This window comes from uncultured Aquincola sp., assembly GCF_964001545.1.
Taxonomy (GTDB): domain Bacteria; phylum Pseudomonadota; class Gammaproteobacteria; order Burkholderiales; family Burkholderiaceae_C; genus Aquincola.
In genome coordinates, this window is sequence record NZ_CAXFDV010000407.1 from 1 (window position 1) to 8,918 (window position 8,918).

Sequence of the window (8,918 nt, forward strand, 5' to 3'; positions counted from 1 at the left end):
CGAGCTGGTGGGCCGCCTGCAGCAGGGCGGCGCCGCCGCGGTGGGCCTGGACGTGGTGTTCGCCGAAGCCGACCGCACCTCACCGCGTGAACTGCTCAAGTCCACCCGACTGCCGCCTGCCGCCGCGCAGGCCCTGGCCACCCTGCCCGACCACGACGAGGTGCTGGCCCAGGCCCTGCGCGCCGGCCCGGTGGCGCTGGGCTTTGCGCTCGATGGAGCCGACGGCGCCGCTGGCGCAACGGCCACCGGCCACGATGGCATGGGCGCCGGGGTGGACGACGGCAGCGCCTGCCAGTCGCCCGCCGGCTTCGTCACTTTGGGTGGCGCGGCCGATGCGCAGCTGAGGTCCTTCCATGGCTGCGTGCAGAGCATCCCGGTGCTCACCGGCGCCGCGCCCGGCCATGGCGCGCTGAGCTTCATCCCCGACGAAGACGGCGTGCTGCGCCGGCTGCCGCTGCTGTTCGACCTGCAGGGCCGGCTGGTGCCTTCACTGGCCGCCGAAACCTTGCGCCTGGCCCTGGGCGCCAACCGCTACACCGTGCAGGCCGCGCCCGACGATGGCGGCGTGATCGGCCTGCGGCTGGGGCAGCTGCGCATCCCGACCACGGCCGATGCATCGATGTGGGTGCACTACACGCCGCCGCAGCCGGCGCGCTATGTGCCGGCCTGGCAGGTGCTGGCCGGCGAGCTGCCGCCCGAGCGGCTGCGCGACCAGATCGTGCTGGTGGGCACCTCCGCCCAGGGCCTGCTGGACCTGCGCTTCAGCCCGCTGGGCGGCATCATCCCCGGGGTGGAAGTGCATGCCCAGGCGCTGGAGCAGATCGTCACCGGCCACTGGCTGCAGCGGCCCGGCTGGGCGCCCGCGGCCGAGCTGCTGGCCGTGGCCGTGGGCGGCCTGCTGGTGGCCGTGGCCGCGATGCAAGCCGGCGCGCTGGTGTCGGCCGCGGCCTTTGCGGCGCTGGCCGGCACGCTGCTGGGCGGCGCCTGGTGGGCCTTCACGCGGCAGGGCCTGCTGCTCGATCCGCTGCTGCCCACGCTGGCCATGCTGGCCGTGTTCCTGCCCACCACGGTGGTGCGGCATGTGATGAGCGACCGCCAGCAACGCTGGGTGCGGCATGCGTTCTCGCGCTACGTGTCGCCCAACCTGGTGGACTACCTGATAGCCCAGCCGCAGGCGCTGGAGCTGGGCGGCCGGCGCCAGCGCTGCAGCTTCGTGTTCACCGACCTGGCGGGCTTCACCTCGGTGATGGAGCGCATGGACCCGGCGCAGGCCGTGACCGTGCTCAACCAGTACCTGGACGGCATGATCGCCATCGCCTTTGCCCATGAAGGCACGCTGGACCGCATCGTGGGTGATGCGGTGGCCATCGTGTTCTCGGCGCCGGTGCAGCAGGCCGACCATGAACGGCGCGCCGTGGACTGCGCGCTGGCCATGCACCGCTTTGCGCAAGACTACCTGGCCGCGCGGCGGGCCGAAGGCGTGGCCTTCTGCGAGACCCGCATCGGCGTGCACACCGGCGAGGTGATCGTCGGCAACTTCGGCGGCAGCCACATCTTCGACTACCGCGCGCTGGGCGACCCGGTGAACACCGCCTCGCGGCTGGAAGGCGCCAACAAGTACCTGGGCACCCATGTGTGCCTGTCGCAGGCCACGCTGGACGGCTGCCCCGGCCTGCCGGTGCGCCCGGTGGGCCGCCTGCGCGTGGCCGGCCGGCAGGAGCCCATCATGGTGTACGAGCCGCTGGCCGCCACCGACGGCCAGGCCGTGCAGCAGGAGGCCTATGCCCAGGCCTATGCCGCGATGACCGAAGGCAGCAGCGCGGCCCGCGCGCGCTTTGCCCAGCTGCAGCAGGACAGCCCGCACGACAAGCTGGTGCAGCTGCATGCGGCCCGGCTGCAGGCGGGCAGCGTCGACAACCTGATCGAGCTGGCCGGCAAGTAGCCCCCGCAGCGGTCCCCCCATCGGAAGGAGGCCAAGCCCGCGCAGGCGGCCTACCTTCTGGCCCATGGGGGCAGTCGCGATGGATGTGCAGGGCAAATCCGGCCTGGCCGGCTGGTCGGGCAACGGGCTGGTGGCCCTGGTGATGCTGGCCGCAGGGGCCTTCGTGCTCAACGAGGTGTCCTTGCAAAGCACCCGGCCCGCCGCCAACGAGCCCCGCACCGAGCAACGTTATGAGCCGCAGGACGTGGATGCCCGCCTGTGGCAAGACCCCTTCGGCGCCGTGGCCCGCCAGCGCGAACAGGCGGCCCGCACGATGAAGCCCGGGCAGCTGGCCGCCGAAGACGCGCGCCGCCGGACGATCCTGGTCGACGAGATGGTCTGGCGGCTCCAGCGCGGCCACTCGCAGTCGCTGGACGAGATCCGCGTGCTGCCGGTGATGCTGCCGGGCGGGCCCTACGCCGAGGCGGTGGAAGGCCGGCGGCGGTTGCGTTATGCGGTGCTGTCGGGCTTGAACACCGGCGGCTTCGTGCCCTTCAACAGCGAGCATCTGGGCTACTTCGCGCCCGCCGACAACGTGGATGTGCCGCGCCACCTGCCGCAGACGGTGCCCTACGAATGGTTCGAGCCGGCGCCCGACCGCACACCCCCTTGCAACAATTGCCGCGTGCTGGTGCTGTGGCTGGACGACGATGCGTTCAGCCTCAACCCGTTCGGCCGCATCAAGCGCCTGATGCGCGGCCTGAAGGCCGACGCCTTGACCCGGCATTTGCGCTGGCAGGTCATCGGGCCCGTCAGCTCCGGCGGCCTGCGCGCGATGGTCGAAGAGGCCGCCACCCCCGGCTTCGACCGCCGGATGTTCAAAGGCCTGACCATCCAGTTCCTGTCGCCGATGGCCACGGTGGCCGACCACCAGTTGCTGGCGCCGCACAAGCCGCCCCCGCCAACGTCGCTGGCCGCCTTCATGCGTGAACGGGGCATTGCCTTGCTGCGCACCAGCGGTGACGACACGGCGCTGTCGCGGGCCTTGGTGGACGAACTCACGCTGCGCGGCCTGCGCCCGGCGTCATCGCCCCCGGGTGCCGATCCCGCGGCCCTGCGCGACCACCGCCAAAAAGCCTGCGAACCAGCGCAAGCCGCGCAGCCCGGCGCGCCGCAGCACATCGCCGTGGTGTCGGAATGGGACACGCTGTACGGCCGCAGCCTGCGCCGCCAGTTCATGATGGATGGGCAGGGCCCGGGCTTTTGCGTGCAGCGCTTCAGCTACGTGCGCGGCCTGGACGGCCAGCTGCCCGAGCGCAGCGGCGCCCAGGCCGACGGCGGTGCGCCACGGTCGGCCGCCGACAAGGAAGAACGCCGCAAGGACAGCAGCTTCATCGAACGGGCCGAAGGCCAGAGCCAGTTCGACTACCTGCGCCGGCTGGCCGCGCGGCTGCATGAGCGCGACCTGGCGCTGCGCGCGGCCGGTGGCACCGGCATCCGCGCCATCGGCGTGCTGGGCAACGACGTGCACGACAAGCTGCTGCTGCTCAAGGCGCTGCAGCCCGACTTTCCGAATGCGGTGTTCTTCACCACCGACATGGACGCGCGGCTGCTGCACCCCAGTGAACAGGCCTGGGCGCGCAACCTGGTGGTGGCCTCCAGCTTCGGCCTGCAGCTGAGCGACCCGCTGCAGGCCGGCACGCCGCCCTTTCGCGACACCTACCAGACGGCGGTGTTCCTGGCCACGCGGCTGGCGCTGTCGCCATCGGCCGCGGCGGCCGACACCGCGCCGCTGCAACAGCGCATCGACCGCTGGCTGCAGCCGCCGCGCATCTTCGAGATCGGCCGCACCCAGGCCTTCGACTTTCGCCTGGCCGCCGAAGACGCGCTGGCGCCGCCAGCCGCCGGCAGCGCCGATGCCACCTGCCGCACCGACCTGCTGGCCTGCGACCAGATCCACCCGCCCCACAGCGCGGCCTGGCCTGAGGTGCGGCCGGCCGTGCTGGCGCTGCTGCTCAGCGCGCTGCTGGCAGCAGCCTGGATGCCGGCCTTGGCCGTAAGCCGTGCGTTGCGCCGGCGCCTGCGCCGCGGCCTGGCGGTGGCCGGCCGCGCACGCCCCGCGCGCTGGGCGCTGCTGCTGGCCGGGCTGCTGCTGCTGCATGGCGCCCTGCCCTGGGCCGCCGCGCTGCACTGGCCGATGCTGGCCGACTGGCTCACCGCCCACGGCAAGCCGATGAGCCTGACCGAAGGCATCAGCCTGTGGCCGACGCAGGCCATCCACGTGTTCACGCTGGGGCTGTGCCTGCACCTGCTGTTCCGCGGCTGGACGGCGCTGTCGCGCAACCTCGACGACATCGCGCTGGCCTTGCGCCTGGGCAAGACGCGGCGGCGCCTGCATGCCGAGCTGGCTTTGGAAGAAGCCGGCCTCGGTCGCCTGCAGCGGCTGGCGCGGCTTTTCGACCCCCAGGCCGCCTATGCCGCCAGCAGCCACCGCACCGACCCGGCGATGACACCCGGGGCCGAGGTGTTCTGGAAGCGCTACATCGCGCAGAACCGCGCCCCGGCGCGCATGCTGCGCATCAGCGCCTGCACGCTGCTGATGATGGGCGCCGGCCTGCTGCTGCGGGCGCTGCTGGTGCAGGACGCGGGCGTGCCGGTGCGCGGCGTGGTCTCGGGCCATGTGCACTTCTGGCTGGCGCTGGCGGCGGTGGTGGCGATGACCTACCTCGTCTTCGGCGTGGTGGACGCGACGTGGTTCTGCGTGCGCTTCGTGCAGCAGCTGCGGCTGCATGGCGCCAACTGGCCGCAGCGCACGCTGCAGCACTTTCGCGCGCAGATGGGGCCGCTGCCGCCGCGGCTGCTGGACCACTGGATCGACCTGCAGTTTGCGGCGCAGCGCACGCGCGTGGTCACGCGCCTGATCTACTACCCCTTCATCGTGCTGTCGCTGCTGCTGGTGGCCCGCCACCGTGCCTTCGACGACTGGGAGCTGCCCTGGCTGCTGCTGGGCATGGGGCTGCTGAGCCTGGCCATCGTGCTGGCCTGCGCCGTGGCCTTGCGCCGGGCGGTCGAGCAATCGCGCCAGGCCGCGCTGCGCGAGGTGGACCACGCGATGCTGCGGGTGGCCGCGCCCGGCGCGAGTGAGCCGGTGGCCACGCCGCAATTGCAATGGTTGCGCCGCGAGATCGAGGCGCTGCGCGAAGGCGCCTTCGCGCCGTTTTCACAGCAGCCGCTGCTCAAGGCCGTGCTGCTGCCCTTTGCCACGCTGGGCGGCACCGCGGTGCTGGACTACCTGGCCATGGCCAACCTGTAGGCGACCGGCGCCCACCCAGCCACGGCGCGGCCCGTGGCGCGGGCGGTGATCAGCCGCGGCCGCCGAAGCCGTCGGTGCCGTAACCCACGTTGGCCCGGTGGGAGGCGCGATAGCCCTGGGCGCTGTCGCCGCCCGTGCTGGCGCGGTCTTCACGCGGGCGCGCCAGGCTCACGCTGATGGTGCGGCCATCGACGGACATGCCGTTCAAGGCCTCGATCGCGGCCTGGGCCTGCTCGGCCGATGCCATTTCCACGAAGCCGAAGCCCTTGGACTTGCCGGTCTCGCGGTCCATCATGACCTTGGCGGAGGACACCTTGCCGAACTCGCCGAAGTTGCTGCGGAGGCTGGCGTCGGTGACGGAATAGGGCAGGTTGCCCACGAAGATCTTGGTGCTCATCAGGAGCCTTTCTTGGAGTCTGGGCGCATCCATCGCGATGCGTGCGTGCAAACCGGAAGTCGGTGCGCGGCCGTCAGCACGACGGCGGGTTGGGCATGCAGGTCTGCAGCCACCCTTGGGTCACGGCAAACAGGTGGGCCGCATCGCGGGAAGCGAAGGTCGTGTTCGAGCTGAACACGCGGCAGTAGCTGCCTTCGCTCCTGGAGCGTTGGACCGAGAAGGAGGCGCGGAAGCGGCCGCAATCGGTCGTGCGTGTCGTGGGCGAAACGACGTACTGGCCCATGGGAATGGCTTTGCTTGGAATCGTGGTCAATCAGAAAACCGCAGGCGGGGAGCCTGCGTGAGCGTGGTGGCTCGGTTGGCTGCTGCTCGGCAAGCCAAAAGGCGACGGTGTCGCAAGATCGTCCGGCGCTTGCTTGCTGCCTGGGTTGGCAGCGCGCCGGCAAGACCGTGCATTCTACCCGCACGGCCGGTCGCCGATACTGGCGCCCACCGGTCGTGCCATGAACCTGACGCTTCGCCAACTGCGCTACTTCGTCGAGATCGCCCGCAGCGGCAGCCTGTCGCGGGCCGCGTCGCACCTCAACGTGGCGCAGCCCGCGCTCAGCCAGAACCTGGCGGCGCTGGAGGGCGACCTGGGTGCCAGGCTGTTCGAGCGGCATGCCCGCGGGGTGGCCTTGTCGCCTGCCGGCGAGCGGCTGTATGAACGCGCGCTGATCCTGCTGGCCGGCATCGACGGGCTGAAGGACGAGGTGGCCGGCCGCGATGCGGCGCCGGCCGGGGCGGTGCGGGTGTCGCTGGCCGGGTCCTTGTCAACGGTGCTGGTGGCGCCGCTGCTGCAGCAGGTGGCCGCGCGCTTTCCCGCCATCACGCTGACGGTGCTGGAAGGCGTGTCGTCCGAGTCGCGATTGCAGGTGGAGTCGGGCCAGGCGCAGCTGGCCTTGATGCCCAACCCGTCCGAGCTGCAGGGCATGGGCGCGCTGCCGCTGTTGGAAGAGCGCTTCGTGCTCATCGGCGCGCCTGCACAGCTCAGCGGCACGCCAGCCGCCTGGCCGCTGGCCGAGGTGCTGCAGCGCCCGCTGGCCCAGCCCGACCGCGCGCACGACCTGCGCAAGGTCATCGAGCGCGAGGCCGCCACCGCGGGGCTGGCGCCGGACGTGCGCTACGAGCTCAACAGCCCCGCGATGCTCATCGCCGTGGTCAAGGCCGGTCTGGCGCTGGCCCTGGTGCCGGCCACCATCTGCGAAGAGGCACTGGCGGCCGGCTCCATCGTCTCGCGCGACGTGGTGGCCCCGGCGCTCACGCGCGTGCAGGCGCTGGTCTGGCGGGAGGACCGGCCGCTGGCCCCGGCCGCCGCAGCCGTGCGCGACACGCTGGTGGACGTGATGGCCGCGCTGCTGGCCGATGGCCGGCTGACGGGCCGCTGGCTGGGGCCTGAACCGAGCCATCGCATTCGCTGACACCTCGTCAGTCGCAAACAGTATTGGTGCAGCCCGGGTCCGCTGGCCACACTGCCCTGCAGCAGCGTGGCATGTCGACCGCGCATCCGCAGGAGACAAGGCCATGGCCGCACGCAATGTCGTCGTCATCATGTCCGACGAGCACGACCCCCGCATGATGGGCTGCTCGGGGCATCCGTTCATCCGCACGCCGCACCTCGATGCGCTGGCCGCACGTGGTCAGCGCTTTCCCAACGCCTACACGCCCAGCCCCATCTGCGTGCCGGCGCGGGCCGCATTTGCCACAGGGCTGCGGGTGCACGATCTGCGGCTGTGGGACAACGCGATGCCGTACACCGGGGCCCAGCGCGGCTGGGGCCATGTGCTGCAGGACCACGGCGTGCGCGTGGAAAGCGTGGGCAAGCTGCACTACCGCAGCGTGGAAGACCCGGCCGGCTTTGACGCCGAGCACCTGCCCATGCACGTGGTCGGCGGGCACGGCATGGTGTGGGCCTCGATCCGCGATCCGTACCGGCCGCGCACCGAAGGCCCGCGCATGCTGGGCGAACGCATCGGGCCCGGCGAATCCTCCTACACCCAGTACGACCGCTCGGTGACCGAGCGCACCGTGGCCTGGCTGAAGGAGGCCGCGCAGCGCCAGCGCGACGACCAGGGCCGCTTCGTGCTGTACGTGGGCCTGGTGGCGCCGCACTTTCCGCTGGTGGTGCCGCAGGCCTGGTACGACCTGTACCCGGTGGACACGCTGCCCGAGCCCAAGCTGACCGCGGCCACCGGCTACCGCCGGCATCCGTGGGTGCAGGCCTATTGCGACTTCATGCCCTCGGAAGAAGTGTTTGCCGATGCCGACGAGCGCCGCCGCGCCTTTGCGGCCTACTACGGCCTGTGCAGCTGGCTGGACCACAACGTGGGCCAGATCCTGGCCGCGCTGGACGACACCGGCCTGGCCGCCGACACCCACGTGGTCTACACCTCCGACCACGGCGACAACCTGGGCGCCCGTGGCGTGTGGGGCAAGTCCACGCTGTACGAAGAAAGCGTGAAGGTGCCGATGCTGCTGGCCGGCCCCGGGGTGGCCCCCGGTGTGTGCGACACGCCGGTGGACCTGCTGGACCTGTTTCCCACCATCTTGGAAGGCGCCGGCATCGATCCCGCGCCGGAGATGGCACAGCGCCCCGGCCGCTCGCTGTTCCAGCTGGCCCGCGCGCCGGTGCAGGCGCAGCGCCCCATCGTCAGCGAGTACCACGCCGCCGGCAGCAACAGCGCGGCCTTCATGCTGCGCATCGGCCGCTGGAAGTACCACCACTACGTGAGCTTCCGGCCCGAGCTGTTCGACCTGCAGCAAGACCCCGAAGAACTTAACGACCTGGCCGCCGATCCTGCCCATGCCCAGGTGCTGGCCGACATGGCCGCGGCCCTGCGCCGCATGCTCGACCCCGAGGCGGTGGACCGCCTGGCCAAGGCCGACCAGGCCGCGCTGATCGACCGCCATGGCGGCGCCGACGCCGCGCACCGGCTGGGCTCTTCCACCTCCACGCCCGCGCCGGTGGCCGCATGACCGCCCCGGCGCTGATGGGAACCGCCATCGACGAGCGCTACCTGCGCGACTGGAGCGGCCTGGTCGGCGGGCCACCCGCCGAGCTGCACCGCCCGCTTGATACCGAAGCCGTCGCCGCCATCGTGCGGCGCTGCGCAGCCGAGGGCCGGCGCATCACCGTGCAGGGCGGCATGACCGGCCTGGCCGGCGGCGCGGTGCCCGACGCAGGCGACGTCGTCATCAACCTCGAGCGCATGAACACCATCGAGGAGGTGGATGCGCTGGAAGGCGTC

General features: G+C 71.8%; 7 protein-coding genes. 5 read left to right on the forward strand and 2 right to left on the reverse strand.

What is annotated here, in order from left to right:
* Together ABNT58_RS13905 and ABNT58_RS13910 are read left to right on the forward strand one after the other, a co-directional pair.
* Positions 1-1,942, forward strand: a 1,942-nt coding sequence (locus ABNT58_RS13905) for an adenylate/guanylate cyclase domain-containing protein (RefSeq protein WP_348754059.1), incomplete at its 5' end; no start/stop codon positions are given.
* Positions 1,943-2,006: 64 nt separating this feature from the next.
* Entirely contained in the window at positions 2,007-5,234 is a 3,228-nt protein-coding gene (locus ABNT58_RS13910) for a hypothetical protein (protein ID WP_348754060.1), read from the forward strand.
* A 49-nt stretch (positions 5,235-5,283) separates the two neighbouring features.
* Here the strand turns inward: ABNT58_RS13910 and ABNT58_RS13915 are convergent, their stop codons facing one another.
* Both ABNT58_RS13915 and ABNT58_RS13920 read right to left on the reverse strand, forming a co-directional pair.
* A complete protein-coding gene (locus tag ABNT58_RS13915) occupies positions 5,284-5,631 on the reverse strand; it encodes an RNA-binding protein (protein ID WP_348754061.1) in 348 nt (115 codons plus the stop codon).
* 73 nt (positions 5,632-5,704) lie between these two features.
* Positions 5,705-5,914 (reverse strand): hypothetical protein, encoded by a 210-nt coding sequence (locus ABNT58_RS13920; protein ID WP_348754062.1) that lies wholly within the window; start codon positions 5,912-5,914, stop codon positions 5,705-5,707.
* A 220-nt stretch (positions 5,915-6,134) separates the two neighbouring features.
* On the opposite strand from ABNT58_RS13920, the gene ABNT58_RS13925 reads away from it, so the two are divergent.
* The 3 genes from ABNT58_RS13925 to ABNT58_RS13935 all read left to right on the forward strand — a co-directional run.
* The gene (locus ABNT58_RS13925; RefSeq protein WP_348754063.1) at positions 6,135-7,091 is read left to right on the forward strand and encodes a LysR substrate-binding domain-containing protein; all 957 of its coding nucleotides are present in this window, start codon (positions 6,135-6,137) and stop codon (positions 7,089-7,091) included.
* Between the two features lie 103 nt (positions 7,092-7,194).
* A complete protein-coding gene (locus tag ABNT58_RS13930) occupies positions 7,195-8,646 on the forward strand; it encodes a sulfatase-like hydrolase/transferase (protein WP_348754064.1) in 1,452 nt (483 codons plus the stop codon).
* The coding region (locus ABNT58_RS13935) for an FAD-binding protein (RefSeq protein ID WP_348754065.1) at positions 8,643-8,918 on the forward strand (276 nt) is incomplete at its 3' end. The genes ABNT58_RS13930 and ABNT58_RS13935, both read left to right, overlap by 4 nt.

Bases quoted from the DNA above. Each gene is read 5' to 3' on its own strand.
- ABNT58_RS13910 (WP_348754060.1), top strand. From the start codon at position 2,007: ATGGGGGCAGTCGCGATGGATGTGCAGGGCAAATCCGGCCTGGCCGGC.
- ABNT58_RS13915 (WP_348754061.1), bottom strand. From the start codon at position 5,631: ATGAGCACCAAGATCTTCGTGGGCAACCTGCCCTATTCCGTCACCGAC.
- ABNT58_RS13920 (WP_348754062.1), bottom strand. From the start codon at position 5,914: ATGGGCCAGTACGTCGTTTCGCCCACGACACGCACGACCGATTGCGGC.
- ABNT58_RS13925 (WP_348754063.1), top strand. From the start codon at position 6,135: ATGAACCTGACGCTTCGCCAACTGCGCTACTTCGTCGAGATCGCCCGC.
- ABNT58_RS13930 (WP_348754064.1), top strand. From the start codon at position 7,195: ATGGCCGCACGCAATGTCGTCGTCATCATGTCCGACGAGCACGACCCC.